At 37.4% G+C, this 15383-nt stretch carries 21 protein-coding genes; 15 read left to right on the top strand and 6 right to left on the bottom strand.

Annotated elements, in window-relative coordinates:
* From DYD54_RS11225 to DYD54_RS11215, 3 genes are all read right to left on the bottom strand, one after another.
* The coding region (locus DYD54_RS11225; RefSeq protein ID WP_147285103.1) for a ParA family protein at positions 1-143 on the bottom strand (143 nt) is incomplete at its 3' end.
* A 66-nt stretch (positions 144-209) separates the two neighbouring features.
* Complete coding sequence (locus DYD54_RS11220; protein ID WP_115265791.1) at positions 210-443, bottom strand: hypothetical protein; 234 nt, start codon at positions 441-443, stop codon at positions 210-212.
* 435 nt (positions 444-878) lie between these two features.
* Positions 879-1193, bottom strand: a complete 315-nt coding sequence (locus DYD54_RS11215) for a hypothetical protein (protein ID WP_115265790.1) — start codon at positions 1191-1193, stop codon at positions 879-881.
* 63 nt (positions 1194-1256) lie between these two features.
* Here DYD54_RS11215 and DYD54_RS11645 point away from each other — a divergent pair, with 63 nt between their 5' ends.
* The 9 genes from DYD54_RS11645 (at position 1257) to DYD54_RS11175 (ending at position 6216) form a co-directional block, all read left to right on the top strand.
* Entirely contained in the window at positions 1257-1694 is a 438-nt protein-coding gene (locus DYD54_RS11645; RefSeq protein WP_218563682.1) for an H-NS family nucleoid-associated regulatory protein, read from the top strand.
* Between the two features lie 752 nt (positions 1695-2446).
* Complete coding sequence (locus DYD54_RS11205) at positions 2447-2662, top strand: hypothetical protein (protein WP_115265789.1); 216 nt, start codon at positions 2447-2449, stop codon at positions 2660-2662.
* A 352-nt stretch (positions 2663-3014) separates the two neighbouring features.
* A complete protein-coding gene (locus DYD54_RS11200; protein WP_115265788.1) occupies positions 3015-3380 on the top strand; it encodes a replication initiation protein in 366 nt (121 codons plus the stop codon).
* A complete protein-coding gene (locus tag DYD54_RS11530) occupies positions 3377-3799 on the top strand; it encodes a hypothetical protein (RefSeq protein WP_178029066.1) in 423 nt (140 codons plus the stop codon). Before DYD54_RS11200 ends, DYD54_RS11530 begins: the two co-directional genes overlap by 4 nt.
* Before the next feature lie 102 nt (positions 3800-3901).
* On the top strand, positions 3902-4075 hold the full coding sequence (locus tag DYD54_RS11500; protein ID WP_157079200.1) for a hypothetical protein: 174 nt from the start codon (positions 3902-3904) through the stop codon (positions 4073-4075).
* Positions 4076-4370: 295 nt separating this feature from the next.
* Positions 4371-4913, top strand: a complete 543-nt coding sequence (locus tag DYD54_RS11190) for an antirestriction protein (protein ID WP_063515062.1) — start codon at positions 4371-4373, stop codon at positions 4911-4913.
* A 66-nt stretch (positions 4914-4979) separates the two neighbouring features.
* Positions 4980-5315: a hypothetical protein gene (locus tag DYD54_RS11185; RefSeq protein ID WP_063515063.1), complete on the top strand. Its 336-nt coding sequence runs from the start codon at positions 4980-4982 to the stop codon at positions 5313-5315.
* A gap of 109 nt (positions 5316-5424) precedes the next feature.
* Positions 5425-5622: a hypothetical protein gene (locus DYD54_RS11180; protein WP_063515064.1), complete on the top strand. Its 198-nt coding sequence runs from the start codon at positions 5425-5427 to the stop codon at positions 5620-5622.
* Between the two features lie 147 nt (positions 5623-5769).
* Positions 5770-6216, top strand: a complete 447-nt coding sequence (locus DYD54_RS11175; protein WP_063515065.1) for a hypothetical protein — start codon at positions 5770-5772, stop codon at positions 6214-6216.
* Between the two features lie 611 nt (positions 6217-6827).
* On the opposite strand, the gene DYD54_RS11170 is transcribed toward DYD54_RS11175, so the two are convergent.
* On the bottom strand, positions 6828-7160 hold the full coding sequence (locus DYD54_RS11170; protein WP_063515066.1) for a hypothetical protein: 333 nt from the start codon (positions 7158-7160) through the stop codon (positions 6828-6830).
* Positions 7161-7392: 232 nt separating this feature from the next.
* Between DYD54_RS11170 and DYD54_RS11165 the strand changes: the two genes are divergently transcribed.
* The 3 genes from DYD54_RS11165 (at position 7393) to DYD54_RS11155 (ending at position 8710) form a co-directional block, all read left to right on the top strand.
* A complete protein-coding gene (locus DYD54_RS11165) occupies positions 7393-8115 on the top strand; it encodes a hypothetical protein (RefSeq protein ID WP_063515067.1) in 723 nt (240 codons plus the stop codon).
* A gap of 68 nt (positions 8116-8183) precedes the next feature.
* Positions 8184-8432, top strand: coding sequence for a hypothetical protein (locus DYD54_RS11160; protein WP_063515068.1), 249 nt, complete (start codon positions 8184-8186; stop codon positions 8430-8432).
* 2 nt (positions 8433-8434) lie between these two features.
* Positions 8435-8710 (top strand): hypothetical protein, encoded by a 276-nt coding sequence (locus tag DYD54_RS11155; protein ID WP_147285102.1) that lies wholly within the window; start codon positions 8435-8437, stop codon positions 8708-8710.
* 48 nt (positions 8711-8758) lie between these two features.
* Here the strand turns inward: DYD54_RS11155 and DYD54_RS11150 are convergent, their stop codons facing one another.
* Complete coding sequence (locus tag DYD54_RS11150; protein WP_063515070.1) at positions 8759-9097, bottom strand: hypothetical protein; 339 nt, start codon at positions 9095-9097, stop codon at positions 8759-8761.
* A 570-nt stretch (positions 9098-9667) separates the two neighbouring features.
* Between DYD54_RS11150 and DYD54_RS11145 the strand changes: the two genes are divergently transcribed.
* From DYD54_RS11145 to mobF, 3 genes are read left to right on the top strand one after another with little or no spacing between them, the layout of a single operon-like run.
* Positions 9668-9994, top strand: coding sequence for a hypothetical protein (locus tag DYD54_RS11145; protein ID WP_063515071.1), 327 nt, complete (start codon positions 9668-9670; stop codon positions 9992-9994).
* A 2-nt stretch (positions 9995-9996) separates the two neighbouring features.
* Complete coding sequence (locus DYD54_RS11140) at positions 9997-11784, top strand: type IV secretion system DNA-binding domain-containing protein (protein WP_063515072.1); 1788 nt, start codon at positions 9997-9999, stop codon at positions 11782-11784.
* An 18-nt stretch (positions 11785-11802) separates the two neighbouring features.
* Entirely contained in the window at positions 11803-14655 is a 2853-nt protein-coding gene (gene mobF, locus DYD54_RS11135) for a MobF family relaxase (RefSeq protein ID WP_063515073.1), read from the top strand.
* A gap of 29 nt (positions 14656-14684) precedes the next feature.
* Here mobF and DYD54_RS11130 read toward each other — a convergent pair whose 3' ends face one another.
* Complete coding sequence (locus DYD54_RS11130; protein WP_063515074.1) at positions 14685-15284, bottom strand: recombinase family protein; 600 nt, start codon at positions 15282-15284, stop codon at positions 14685-14687.
* Positions 15285-15383 lie beyond the last annotated feature (99 nt).

Here is a 15383-nt window from a genome sequence, read left to right as displayed (position 1 = left end):
AAAAATTCAGATGAATTGGCTTGTACATCCAAATCAATATATAGTGTTTTTTTGCCCATTTGTACAGCTAATAACGCAATATGTACCGCTATTGTGGTTTTGCCAACACCGCCTTTTTGATTGGCTACTACTAATGTTTTCATTCGCTATCCTCACTTGCTGCCGTTTGCCCCAATTCATACACTTCTTTCAATCCAAGTAGCATTTGTTTAGCTTGTGGAGCGATCGAAGCAGGTAGTAACAGATATTTTAATTGAGTTTGAATTATTTTTTAAGTCTTTGATGCGATTGCAAAGATTTAATACCCATTGTTCACTGACTTGATGATTTTTTGCTGCACTGGATACATCCATGCCAGCCACCAAAACATCATAAGCAATGTTGCGGCCTCTTTCTTGAATGCGAGTTCTTTTCAACAATCTTGATAGCTCGCTTTCTGTCATAGACCCCATTAAATAGTTTCTTCTGGTCACAAAACATCCCCATCTTTCTTAGTGATGGAGTTATCATAATATATTAAAAAAATATTTTCAATAAATATTTTTTTAATATATAAAAATATTTTCCAAAAAAATATTTATTGCGCAAATTCATTCAAATAAATATGGTTGTATTGCGGTATTATCCACAGTCTATCGCCGCCCCTTCGCCGTCAGCGTTATGGGGGCGCACGGCGGGGCGGCGGCCTGTGGATAAACCGCTCAAGCATTTGCGCCGACGCAAAAGTAAAAAAAACCGCCGCAGGTGGTTTTTTTACTCGTCTTTGGGTGTTGGTACTAGGCCAAATTCTTGTTCTAACGATACTCTGCGATCGGACATCATTTTAACAAACTCAAGCCAAATATCTTGTTCATTAAAAACTGTAGGATCATTGATTGTTAAAGTTTTGGTTTCAGAATACACAGCTGGCGAATGCATATAAATACAATTTCGGTCATCTCATTATTGACAAAAATACTAAACACATTTTCAGATACCAGTGGTGTATCAAATACAAGTTCTATTTGCATGGGGCTACGCTTAAAGCGATGATTACTGGTGTATGGCGCAATTTTATTGGCGATATTTTGCACTGCTGGCGTCACCAAATTATCAATGTAGTAAAACGCTTTAGTGCCGTTAATCAGCTGCTCAGATTGTTCATACTGCAACAACTCAATCGTATAATCTTGCAAAAACTGTAATTCGCTCATTTCAACCTCCGTGATTAGTTAATAATTATAATAATAATTATATAATATTTTTTTGCAAATTTTTTGTTCAAAATAATATATTTTCAAAACATATTTTTTAATAATCTATGTTATGATATTATTATATTTTTATCAGATTACAAATGGCGAAAACATGGCAAAAAGAAAGCGGAAGCGCTCAAATTGGATGATCTATCGCTGTCAGATCTTGATACTGTCGAACAAGAATTAAATCGTGTGCGCCAGCTGAAGATCCGAACAGATTTAATTAGGATGCGTGATGAATTTTTGTCTTACTGCAAAGCAAACGGCATTGATCCAATCAAGGCAATGCATTTAGTTGGATTTTCTGCACAAGGCTACCTGCGTAAAACAAAACCAAAATATCAAGACCCTGTGACTGGCGCATATTGGGCTGGTCGTGGTAAAACGCCAAAATGGTTCAAAGAAAGAATTGCAGCTGGTTACAGCGAAAAAGAACTTGAAAATAACCAAGATTAGCCAAAAAAGAGTGGGTTATGAACCCACTCTTTTAAAATATACAAAATAAATAGCCGTATTTCTTCACCAAATCGCACACAATCAATTTTAAACGAAAAAATGATGTACCCTACATGACCGATTTTAAAATGCGTTATACTGGCTTAAAAAGTGGCAAATTCGCTACTTGAATATTTCCCACATTTCAAAAAAAAAACAAATCACATCTTTTTATCCCTCTATGGTCCAAGAGCCATTATCAGCATCAACTCAAAAATTTCTTGATTTAGTCAATAGATTAATCAAAAAATAAAAAAATAGCTAGCTATGTGCTTTTAGCTATTAGCTAGCTATTTTATTTAAGCTAATTTAAGCTATATTTAGACACTGAGCAAAGCCTTTATTTTCAATACTTACAGCATTTTTGGGTGTAGAAATTTACCCCCCTATGGTGTAGAAATTTACCCCCCTATGGTGTAGAAATTTACCCCCCTATGGTGTAGAAATTACCCCCCCTATGGTGTAGAAATTTACCCCCCTATGGTGTAGAAATTACCCCCCTATGGTGTAGAAATTTACCCCCCTAATTTTCCCTTGTTTGGCGCCCCAATCTGCATCATTTTTGAATGCGGTATTATGTAGAAATTTACCCTAAATTTTGTAAGGTGTAGAACAAAATCAAATTTCCTACATAAATGGTGTAGAAAAAAATTTGACAAACTACACTATTTTGATAAAATGAACACAGTCATTAACTAAATGGATTTATTGCCATGCCTCAAAAAACCACGAAAGTTGCCAGAAATGAGATTAAAACCGCTCAGGCATTGGTGCATGTCAAGCACTCAATCACCATCAATCAGTACAAATACTGGTTCTTATTTCTTAAGGCTTACAAGGACGCATTAGAAAAAGATGTGTTGGAGTTTGACGACGAAGGATTTTATTTTATCCATCTATCTGAACTTGAAAAAATGATGGGTTATTGAAATCAGTAAAAAATTTTTAAAGCAGGATTTGGAATCACTGCGAAAAGAACCAATCATATTGAATTACCTTGAAAAGGATGGCAAACCCTCTTCCAAAGGCTCGGGTTTTTTATCAGAATGGAAAATCAAGGGTTCGCGAGTTGGATTTATGCTGCCATCTTTTGTGCTTAATGTACTCAAAGGTGATAAAGATGCCAAAGAAATGTTTTTGTTGATCAACTTGGAATATCTTTAATTCATTCGCTGGCAAATACGAAGCCATCATATACAAATTGTGCTTAGATTACATGGGCTTGGGTCAGATGCTTGGCTATGGCAAAACCCCACAGATGACAATAGATAGCTACCGTGAATATATTGGATTGGAAAAAATGAATATCCGCTTTTTAAAGAACTAAACCGATGGACAATCACCAAGCCAATTGCCAATATCAACAGTAATGAATTGTCTGATATTGAAGTGGAGGTGCATTATATCAATCAGGGCAGAAAAGTCACGGGGCTGTTTTTCACCGCCAAATATAAAAAAGGCCGTCGCCCTACAATCAGAATTGAACAGATTGTTGGTGAGCAAAATATCAATCCACTAGTAGCAATACCAATGCTGATGCACCAGCAACCACCAGCGACGATAGCCATAGCGCAGCTGCTGAAAAACACCCAGCCTTTGACGGCTTGCGCATCGAGCTATCAGTCAGAAAAATCAAATCCTATTTGACCAAATACAACGAAGATCAAATTAGATCAATTGTTGAGCGAGCCAATGAATATCTAGATCGATCCGAAGCGCAAGGCAAAAGCGTTGAAAACATTGCTGGCGTCTATTACAAAGCCTTGGATGAAGGTTGGGATAGTGACCGCATCGAAAAGCGCAAAGCCAAAGCAGAAGCCGACGCCAAAAAAGCGGAGGAAGCAGCCGAAGCCAAAAAAGCAGCATTGAATAAAAAATTAAAAGAGGCAGAAGAAGCTGCTAAAGTCAAAGCAGAGCAAGACAAAGCCATTTTGATTTTTGAATCATTGAGCGAAGACGAACGCCAAGCTATCGTAAATGGCATCTTGGCAGACATCCCTCGCAACCAACAATTATTATACAAGTCAAAAAATGCTAAAAATGATTACTACAAATTGCACCAATGATTTTTAAAATTACTGATGCTATGAAAGAAAAATATTGGGATATGGTTTAATTTATATATTACATATTATATAATGTATTAAATTTTCAATGAGGATGTTATCATGAGTCAAGCAAAGAAACCAGCACGCAAACAAAAAAATGTGGTTTTTAATAAAGTGAAAGACCAAGCATTAATTCAAGCGATACAAAATGATCAATCGGTTGTTTTTAGTGCATTAATGCGCCAGCTGCTCAGAGAGCATTATCAACTGGCGGACGATAAAGCCCATCCATAAAATTTGCGTCGACGCAAATTTACTAAAATAAATATCGTTGTATTGCGGTATTATCCACAGTCTATCGCCGCCCCTTCGCCGTCAGCGTTATGGGGGCGCACGGCGGGGGCGGCGGCCTGTGGATAAACCGCTCAAGCAGTGGGCAAAAATAGTTAAACTATTAAAAAAATTGCAAATATAACTTGCTTTGCTTTTGTTTATATTATATAATATAAAACATCAAAAGGGGATGCAAGCCTTTTGATGGTACGCCCAATTGGGCAAAATATAAACTCAACTAATCAAGGTAAATGTTATGAACAAATTAACCGTACAAGAAGCCAAAGAATTTTCTATTGGCGTATCCACCGCACAAAACCCTGTTTTGTTCCCTGTGGCTGATATTGCCATTGCCAATGAACAAGGCCGCTCAGAATTTTTAGCAGATCATTTGGGTTCTCGTGCCGCTGTAGCGTTTAAACACTGCTTGTATGAAATCGCTGGTATGCTTAACGAAGAATACAAGGGCGGCTATTGGGAATTTGCCGAAATGGATGATGGCAAGGTGTTTTTCTGCTATCCAGCGGACGACAAATTATTTACCTGTGCCAATCGCCTTAACTACGCCGAAGGCGTGATGGACAACAAAACCTTTGGTTTTATCTGCTCATTCATTGCCTTGGGTCGTGCCTTTTACCACATCAACCAATCAGATGCTGTATTGCTCAGTCAAAAATATCACAATGCCAGACTGTGGGCGCTAGAAAAACTGTATAATCAGGTGTATGACAGCCAAGATGCTGATTTAATCATCAGCTACCGTAAATTTAGCCGTGAATTTTACAAGTTCACCGATTGAATTTCATTAAGGACAATAACCCATCTTTGGTGCAGGTACTGGCCAAAGATGGCATGGAGCATACACATGAAGCGATTAATTACAGCAATCAGCACCTTGGTTCAAGTATATAAACCATCAACCCTAGATGCAGACTATATCAAAATTTCATTCAAATATTGCAATGAGTTGTCTAGGGTATCTGTGGGTTTTTCTAATATCTGCCTTCGAAAATCTGTCTCTACAGAGCTTGCTAAAATGAGCGCCTCACAAATCAAGCGCTGGATCGAGCGATATTTTGCAGGATTTGAAGGTAAGGGCTATTGCCAGATTGTACGCATTGATATTGGCGTGGATCATCCAATTCAAGCGCACTTTAAAAAACATCTTGAGGGAAAAATTTATTTGTTTGATAATTGCTAAAAAACAAAATCCCCAAGGATGCAACTTGGGGATTTCTCAACTAATCAAGTATCTTGATTGGTGATTATGTTATCATTACTCTTGTTATTTGTCAAATTAGGAAAAGACCATGAGCAACATTACCCCAGAATACACCCGACGAGCCATTAAAAAATATGAAGAAGGGTTAATTAAAAAAATCGTCATTTTCTCCGTAGAAGCGGATGCAGATATTTTGGCCGCCATTGATGCGGATGATACTCCGTTCACGGCGCTGGCTTTGTCGCTGCTATACAAGCACTATGGCATCGAGCAGCCTAAGGGATGATTCGGATGAAAGGATAGAACGCCGTATCTAGCGATACGGCGTTTTTTCGGTTAGAATAAAAAATTTGTATGATTTTAAAATTTGGTTATATTATAATAAATTTATTTATTTAATATTTATGTGTTAATCGTTTTTGGTATTTTTAAAATGGAGTTTACGAACAAACTTCCCCAGATACATTGCCAGCTGATCAGTGATCAAGAATATCAAGAAATGAACCAATATTCGCAAGCGGCGTATCTGTCAGGCTTGGTGCGTAAAGTGCGCCAGCAATCAGCGTTTGAATCTCTCAAACTAATTGCTCAATTGGAGCACTTGGACATGACGGCGATTTTGGCGGCCCGAATTGCCAAAGGCATCTGGAAAATCAATTTCCCTAGCACCTTGTTCAATGAATGCTTTGCCACCAAAGGCCGTGATGCCAGCAACAAAAGCAAAGATTTTGATAAAGTGGATGATATCATCAGCCGTTATCAAGAGCGTTGTTTAGGCTACACAGAAGCCTGTATTTCGTCGTGTAAGCGTGAGTATAGTCTAGCCTTCAAAATTCCTTTACGAGCGAAAAGCAAGCGTTCTAAGCTGATTGAGCGCTGATTTTTAATGGCTTTGGTTGTGTGCTGGTGATGGTATTGAATTATTTTTTGGGCGTTCCCCTTCGGGTCGGGCTTTCCGTTCCAATGACTGCACAAACCCATTAAGAAAATCTAAGCCTGAGGCGTTTTCGCTAACCGCTCAACCGCCACAGTCTAAGATTTTCTAAAAATGGCTTTGCTTGTCATTTCCACTGCAATCCCTAACGCAAAAGCGGAAGAGGAAGGCATCAATCCCCACAAGACCTACCATCTTGACCGTTTCCACCGTTGCATCGCCTTATCCGCAACTCTAATTTTTTGCAGGGCAAAATAAACCCTGAAAAAAATTTTCAGAAAAAGCACCTGAAAATTTTTTTCACCCTAAAGGGCAAGGGGTTGATTTTGCCCTTGACAGCAAAAAATTAATTCGTGGCGGGGCGACGCAGGTGAAAACGGGAAGATGGTACAAACAAAAAACCAAAACGCAAAAGCGGCGTTTTGGTTTTTTGTTGCAGGTCTTGTGGGGATTGATGCCACTAGTTTATGGGGCTCTGCTGGCTCCTCCAAAAAGATGATACAAACAATTTTAACTTTTGCAAGTTAAAATTGATATAGACGGCGTTTTATTTAGAGTTAAACTGGATTTCTTAGCCAGAATGCAACCGCCGCAATTAATGCGACCACAATACTACCAAAACAAGCAATCGACGCTACAATGATAGCTGATGACGGGTGATGTTTCGTTTTCTTGATAACTTCATCAATTTCAGCTTGCATTTTAGCAATTCTCACCCTGCGTTCCTCAGCCTCAGCATCTAATTGAGCTTGTCTTTCCATCCGCTCATTTTCATATCGTTGTTTATCCATTTGCATATCATGAATAACTTTTGTAATATCAATTACCATTTTTCTTTTCTCCAATTCTTCATGACTGTAAGAATTTAATTTACTATCGTCAATGTACATAATATCACCTTTTTGCCTTGCCGTCTATATGTTTTATATTATATAATGTATATTATAAAAAATCAAGGAATTTTGGCGAATTTTTTAATTTTTTTTCTGAAAAATTTTGCAAATAATGCTTGCTTTATCTTGTTTTATATTATATAATATAAAACATCAAAAGGGGATGCAAGCCTTTTGATGGTACGCCCAATCGGGTAAATTAAAAACTCAACTAATCAAGGTAAATATTATGAATACTTATCCAATCGCCCAAGCTGCACAAAATCCAATGAATGCGTTTAATAATTTTTTGGCAACTGTCAAAAATAAATCATTGTATCAAAGCATTTTTGAGAGCCGCAAGGCACAATGTGGCGATAATAGCCAATTGGCGTATTATTTCACCGAATTTAACGGGATGATTTTTGTAAAATCATTTAATGATGGCGTTATTGGTGTTGGTTTTGCCAATAAAGCGAAAAATCCAGCGTTCCGATATTTCTTTAAAACTTTACAAGATTTGACGGCATTTGTTCAAAATTGGGCTAATAATGTTTTGAAAATTGTACAAAGAAAACAAGAAAGACAAGCGCAAAAAAAGCTTGAAAAACAGCAAATGAAAAATGCTCAAGATGTTTTAAATGTTGGCGATGTTTTTATATGCGTTTGGGGATATGAACAAACCAATGTTGATTATTATCAAGTAGTAGGATTTAAGGGCAAAAAAACGCTGCTACTTAAAGAAATTGCCAAATCTTTTCAAAAAGAAAATCCGAATATGTCTGGCACTTGTCTGCCTTCCGTAAATGATTTTATTGATGATGAAATTATTCAAAAACAGGTAAGTATTAGCAAAAATCAAAATGGCGTGATTTCTGCTAGAATTAATATTAATTCATGTTGTAGTGCAAGTTTAAAATTAAAAGATGAAAAAGGAAATTACAAAGAGGACTATTACTCAAGATATTATTAAAAATAAAAAATCATTGCTAGGCTAGTGCCTAGCAATGATACTAAAGATAATAAGACGGAGATTTAAAAATGAAAATTTTAGCCATCATTAGAAATTCAACAAACGCCCTAAACCATTGTTTTAGCTTTTTTCATGTTACTAATGATGAAATTCGAGATATAACGGGTGATATTGCTGAAAAATTGGGTTTAAAATTAGCTTGGAATTGTGGTAAACCCTATCTAAGAATTAAGGGTGAACGCTGGACGGCAATACATTATTTAATGAAAATTTATGGGCAAAAAATAAATCAAAAAATAAACTATGAGGAATGCTAAAAATGTTTGATTTAACCAATGATTATTCTGATGATGTTAGCATCTGTTTTGAAATTTTAGAAAAAAATAATTTGCTGAATGAACATCAGCTAAATTGTGAAATCTTTGAAAATATTTCACATTTTGACCTCGGTCATATCACCCAAGCAGGCATTAGCATCATCTTTGAACGCATGGAAAATTTCATCAAAGAAACCTACCACAAAAATTGCAACTATGAAGTAAATTTTTTAGCCAGCTATTTCAATATAGACGGCATGAGAATTCACGATATTTGATTTAAAATGCTAATTAAAAAGCCCATTATTTTAATGGGCTTTTTCGTTTTATCGTTGGCTATCAAGCAATTGGAGTATCTGGGGTAATGCCTTTTCAATTTGCTTGGTATTATATTTAAAAAAGCCTGATTTTTTCAGCAATTTCAAAACTTCTTTTTCTTGTTTTTCCGCCGCTTTTTGGCGTTCGGCAGCTTCTTGCTCTTTCAGTTTTTCCATCTGCTCCATGAGCTTTTGCATTTTGCGCTGGGTTGGCGTTAGCGCTTCTTTTTCTTTTGGTATGGTGTTTGGTTCGCTTGGTGTGCTGGCGTCGATCTGGTTTGATTGTGGCGCATTCTCAGCGGTGTTATTAAGGCTACTATTAAAGGTGTTTTGGTTAAACTGATTCATAAAGATATTCCTATTTTTGGTTGTCCATAGATTTTACAACATATTCTTGTTTTCGTCAAAATTTCCTGATCTTTATTTCTCTGGGCGTTCCCCTTCGGGTCGGGCTTTCCGCTCCAATGACTGTACAAACCCATTAAGAAAATCTAAGCCTGAGGCGTTTTCGCTAACCGCTCAACCGCCACAGTCTAAGATTTTCTAAAAATGGCTTTGCTTGTCATTTCCACTGCAATCCCTAACGCGCCCTAATGCGTCGCCTTGGTGCCTGTTGCTGGGCTATCTCTTTTTTTGTGTTTTTTAAAAATCGCCTGTCGGATCATCCGCGTTAAAAATTCGGAAAAAATGTGTAAAGTGATTGCATATAGATTGGGCATGAGAAACGGACAAAATCTCTTGCAGAGAGCCGATTTTCTAACCACACACCACGCAACTTGCTAAAGCAGTTTCAAAGCCTTACTATTAAAAGCTTTTGAGTGTTTACAGTTGCATTGTTTGTATGTTTACAAAATAGTTGAAATTATGCTGTAAGTTATTTATAATAAGGTAATTTCATGTAAACAAGGAAATTTTAAAATGTCAGCAAAAACCAAAGTTGTAGCCGTCAGAGTTGATCAAGATTTCTATGAGCTTTTGAAAAAAAATGGCGGAAAAAATATATCGGAATATATAAAAAATTTAATCGTAAAAGGCATGATGTGCGAATTGGATGAGATATACCAAAGGGCAGAGAATTTTGGTGTTGATTCTTCATCAAAATTATCGGAAAATAACGACGATAATGTAATGAATGCTTTGAATTTTCTTCAAGAGTTAACTGTTAGAATTGCTATTAAACAAGGATACAGACAAGAAGACATTAAGGCATTTTATCAGAACTCACAGCAGCATAAAATGGAGTAGATATGTCAAGACATCGTGAAGGCGAATTAATGAACTTCACACGAGGTTCAGAGATCTGGTTGTACCAAATACATATGTTGATCATTGGATTAATCAATGCACTAATATTTGGACTGGTGACATTCATTGTGATTGCCAGTGCCTATGTTTATTTTAAGATGAATCAATATGAATTTGGCAATACTTTTGGTTATTTACAATCAAAGATGTTTTCAGCGGTAGGTATGGATTATGGCCAGTTTTCTTACATACATACTGATGGCAAAGAGTACATGATTCCAGCCAACAATATTCCAGAATCTGTAGAAGCAGCAGCAAATGATAGCGCAAGAAAAATTAAAAATGGCTTAATTCTTGGCGGGCTTTTTGGTGGTGCAGTCAGCATCTTTATGCTGATCTATTGGTGGCAGTTTGGCCGTGGTCAAATGGCGGATGAAAGATTGCGTGGTGCAGAAAAAGTTGAAACAAAAACTTTGGTTCGATTAATCAATGAAGATGATAATGCCAGTCCATATAACATTGCTGGTGTGCCAATGGTTAAGGGTTCTGAACCATTAAATATTGCGTTGGCAGGGGCGCAAGGTGTTGGTAAATCACAAACATTTCATAGCCTGATGCGTCAGATTAGAGCAAGAGGAAAAAAAGCGGTTGTTTATGATCCAACGGGTGCATTTACTTCTGAATTTTTCCGTGAAGGAAAAGACATACTGATGAACCCATTTGATAAGCGTTCCCCTTCTTGGAATGTATGGAGTGAGATTAGAAATTCCATGCACTATGAAACGATTGCCAATGGTCTAATCCCCTCTCCAGTTGGCAACGAAAATCAATTTTTCTCAGAAGGTGGCCGCCTAGTTTTAAAAACCGTTTTTAAAATTCTTGAGGCCGAAAATCGTATGACCAATATGGACTTATACGATTCGTTGGTTGCAAATGATTTCAATGGTGTTCATGCACTAGTTCAAGGTACACCAGCTGAAAAATACATTAATCCAAAAACTGAAAAAACATCCATCAACTTATTGATGACTTTGCAAAACAAACTTGAATGTTTTGAATATTTGGATGATACAGGTGCAAGCTTTTCAATTCGCGATTGGATGCTGTCAGATGATGATAGCTGGATGTTTATTCGAACCAGTGAAGAAGCAAGGGATGTACTTAAGCCTATCATGTCGCTTTGGGTGAATACAATTATCAAGACCGCTGTGTCACTTCCAGAGACATCTGGCATGGAAGAAAAAGATAGAATTTGGTTATTTATTGATGAAATGCCAACGCTACAAAAGCTTGATGATTTGGCATTTTCTTTAACCAATACTCGTAAATATGGATTGTGCCATGTGCTAGGTTTTCAGGACTTTAACCAGATTTATAAATTGTATGGCGAATATGATGCAAAAACAATTTTGTCGGGTTGCCAAACAAAACTTTTGATGCGTGTAACCGATGACGCATCAGCAGACATTATGGCAAAATCTCTTGGCGAAGTTGAAATGGATGAAAAAGAAGTATCAAGATCGATGGGCGTAAATAACGCTCGTGATGGTGTTAGTTTTTATGGCCGTCGCAATATCAGAAAGATTGTTCTTGGTTCAGAAATTCAAAATCTTGACAATTTGGAAGGCTATTTGAAGGTGGCTGGTAAGTATCCAATTACCAAGGTTAAATTTGACTATGAACCTGTGCCAGAAAACGCCCCTGCGTGGATTCCAAATAACAAAATGGAGAAGAATGTTCAGGCAAGAAATGAAGTGGAATACGATAGTTTTAGATCAATTATTGACTAGTACCAAAGGGAGGAATGGATGCTGAATGTAAGCAATGTTGGTAGCACCAGACAGGCTTTAAGCTATTACGCTAAAGACGATTTTAATACGGTTGAAAATACACTCAATAATACTTCATGGCAGGGTGCTGGTGCTCAAAAATTGGGGCTATCTGGGGCGATTAATCCACAGCAATTTGAGGATCTTCTGAATGGAAAAGTTGAAGGTCAGCAACTTGGCAGAATTGAAAAAGATGAAAACGGTGAGCAAAAATTGGTTCATAGGGCTGCTGTCGATATAACATTTTCGGCACCAAAAAGCATTTCAATTTTATCAGAAGTCTTTGGTGATGAACGCTTGCGTGCCGCTCATGAAGAGGCGGTTTCTGAGACGCTGGAGGCAATCAGTCAGGAGGCAATTAAGGCCCGTGTTACGCAAGATGGCGTGACTAAAGAAGAGTATTCTTCTGATGTTATTATTGCTAAATTTAGCCACGATACCAACCGCCTACAAGAGCCAGATACCCATACACATGCGTTGATTATGAACGCTGTTAAAGGTAGTGATGGCAAATGGCGAAGTATAGATAATAGTGGTATTTATGCTGGCCAACGCATGTATGGGGCAATGTACACTAACCTTTTGGCTGAGAAAGTACAAAAACTTGGGTATGAGATTGAAATCAAAGATTCAAAAGGCAACTTTGACATTAAGGGTATATCTCAGGAAGCCATAGATGCTTTTTCGACTCGCAAACAGGAAATTGATGCTGCCCTGTCCGAGTTGGGCTTATCCAGAGATGAAGCATCAGCTGCTCAACGTGAAATCGCTACACTAAATACAAGAAATCCCAAAATTAATGTTGCGCATGAACTACTCAAAGACCAATGGCAAGAAAAAGCTCAAACATTGGGCGTTGAGGGCAGTAAATTAATACAAGACTCGAAGCAAAGATATGTATCTCATGCGAATGATTACAAGCAAACAAAAAATGCGATCAGAACATCACTAAATAGTTTATCTGAACGTGAAGCAGTGTTTTCCAATCGAGATTTACGACAATTGGCATATGAAAGAAGTGTCGGCATATCTTCAGTTCAATATACTGATTACCAAATTAAGCAAATGAAGCAATCAGGAAGGATTGTTGAAATCGATGGTGTAGATAAAATTACAACTAAGTCGGTTATTAACTCAGAGTCTTGGACAATCAAGACGATTACAGACCATAAAGGTTCAATTGAACAAGTTGTGACTGAAGATCGCGTGAATGCTAGTATCGCTGCATATGAAAAAGAAAAAGGATTTAGACTTACAGATGGTCAAAGGCAGTCAGTAGAGAAGATTTTTAATACCAAGGACAGATTTATTGGAGTGCAGGGTTTAGCTGGTACTGGCAAAACTACCATGCTAGAAGTGGTTAAGAATATCGCTCAAGATAATGGACTGGTTATCCGTGGCATGTCTGGCACCAAAAAAGCGGCTAATAACTTGATGCAGGAAACAGGAATCCAGAGCGAAACCAATACAATGTTTTTGATTAATGCTAGGCAGGCACAAAAAGAATTTGATGCCCAAAAGCAGGATAATCCAGAAATTGAGCGTGACAAAGAAATTTGGGTAGTGGATGAGTCGTCATTTGCTGGGCAAAGAGAGCTGAATAGTATTGCTAATTATGCAATCCAAGCGGATGCACGGGTAATATTTTTGGGTGATAAGATGCAATTGCAATCCATCTCTTTTGGCAAGCCATTTGAAATTGGTCAGGAAAGAGGGATGGATTATTCGGAAATGAAAGATATAAATAGACAAAAAACAGCGGAATTGAAGACAATTGTCGATGTCGCTTTGGGCGATAAAAAAGATCAACTACTTGCTAAAAATATCCAAAAAGCAGTGGATATTATGCAGTCAAAAAACATGGTCAAAGAAAGCAAAAATTCGCTAGAAGAGCTGGTTGAAAAAGTGGTTTCATTACCCAAATCTGAGCGTGATAAAAGTATGGTTATTACGCCATTTAATGCCAACCGACAAGAATATAACCAGTTGTATAGGGATAAATTACAAGATCGTGGCGAGTTGGGTGGCGAAGAGGTGGTGGTTGCGAGTTACAAAAGGGTTAATATGACCGAAGCACAGCGTGGTCAAGCATTCTTTTATCAAAAGGATAATTTGGTTAAGTTTGGTTCAGCTGTGCGTTATTTAGGTATTGAAAAAAATGATGTTTTAAAAGTTGTTGGTTTCGATGACAAAAGAACCATTGTAAAATTGGAAGATAAAAATGGTAAAATTATTGATTGGAAACCAGCTAAAAGTCATCGTCCTAATGTTTATCAGGCAGAAAAAATCAAGTTAGCTGTAGGCGACAGAATTAAATTTACAGAAAATGATTCAGATAAAGAGAGACAACGCTATGCCAATAATACAGAGGCGGTTGTCACCAAGGTTAAAGATGGCGAGGTAACGGTTAAAACCCAAGATGGCAAAGAGTTTGCGCTCACAGACAAAGATAGAAATATTGACTATAACTATGCTTCAACTGTGTACGCATCACAGGGTTCAACTTATAATAATACCTATCTGTACATTCACATGAATGACCAAACCAAGGAATCAGAGCGCAAAAACTTGAATAAAATTATCGGGGATCGAATGTTTTATGTTGCGCTCACTCGTTCTAAGATGAATTTTGAGCTACATACAAATGATGCCGCCAAACTTAAAGAAGTGCTATCAGCAAAACAGGATAAGACTTTTGCAATTGGTGAGCTAGAAAAGAATAACAAATTCAATCAACAAAAGCAGGGTTTTGATCTTGAAAAAACTTTAGATCACATCGAAAATGAGCAACAACAGAAAACCCGTGAACACGATAAGGATATTGAGCATTAATTGCGCCGACGCAATTAATGCCATCCTGATTATTCTGTGATACTGTGTTCCTGCTTTGTTGGTAAAGTAAGTAAATTAACTTTAGCGGCTGGTAGGTGCCTGTATAGTGTTTTGGTTGTTACGCCAACCACCTCAGCAACCGAATTATAATCCATACCGCTCTTTAGCATTTCAAGAGCGGCCGATTTTTTGGTTTTGGTAAGAACTTTGGGGCGACCACCCTTTTTGCCACGCAAGGCGGCAGCTGCCAGTCCTGCCCTAACCCTTTCTTGAATCTGTTCCCTTTCCATTTGAGCTACGGCACCCAAGATGGTAAAATACATACGACCTGTTGGTGTTGATGTATCAATTGATTCAGTTAGGCTTTGTAGTTCAATACCTCGATCTTCCAAGCTTTTACTAACCTGCATCAATTCGTAGATATTGCGACACAGCCGATCTAGTTTCCACACAACTAACATATCACCCGATCTGACATATTCCAATGCAGATTCCAAGCCTTCACGCTTCGTTTTAGCACTGCTTATTTTATCTGTAAAGATCTTTTCGCAACCAGCCTTGGTTAAAGCATCAATTTGTAAATTAAGGTTTTGATCATGTGTACTTACACGAGCGTACCCAACTTTCATAATTTTTCCTATGTTATAAATTTGCATTTTAATTCAATTCTCAAAAAACTTCAACATAGTTTTTGAGAATACTTTTGAGATATATTATTGAGAATTGAT

The sequence above is a fragment of the Moraxella ovis genome (assembly GCF_900453105.1).
Lineage (GTDB): Bacteria > Pseudomonadota > Gammaproteobacteria > Pseudomonadales > Moraxellaceae > Moraxella > Moraxella ovis.
This window is presented reverse-complemented; position numbering and strand designations above follow the sequence as displayed.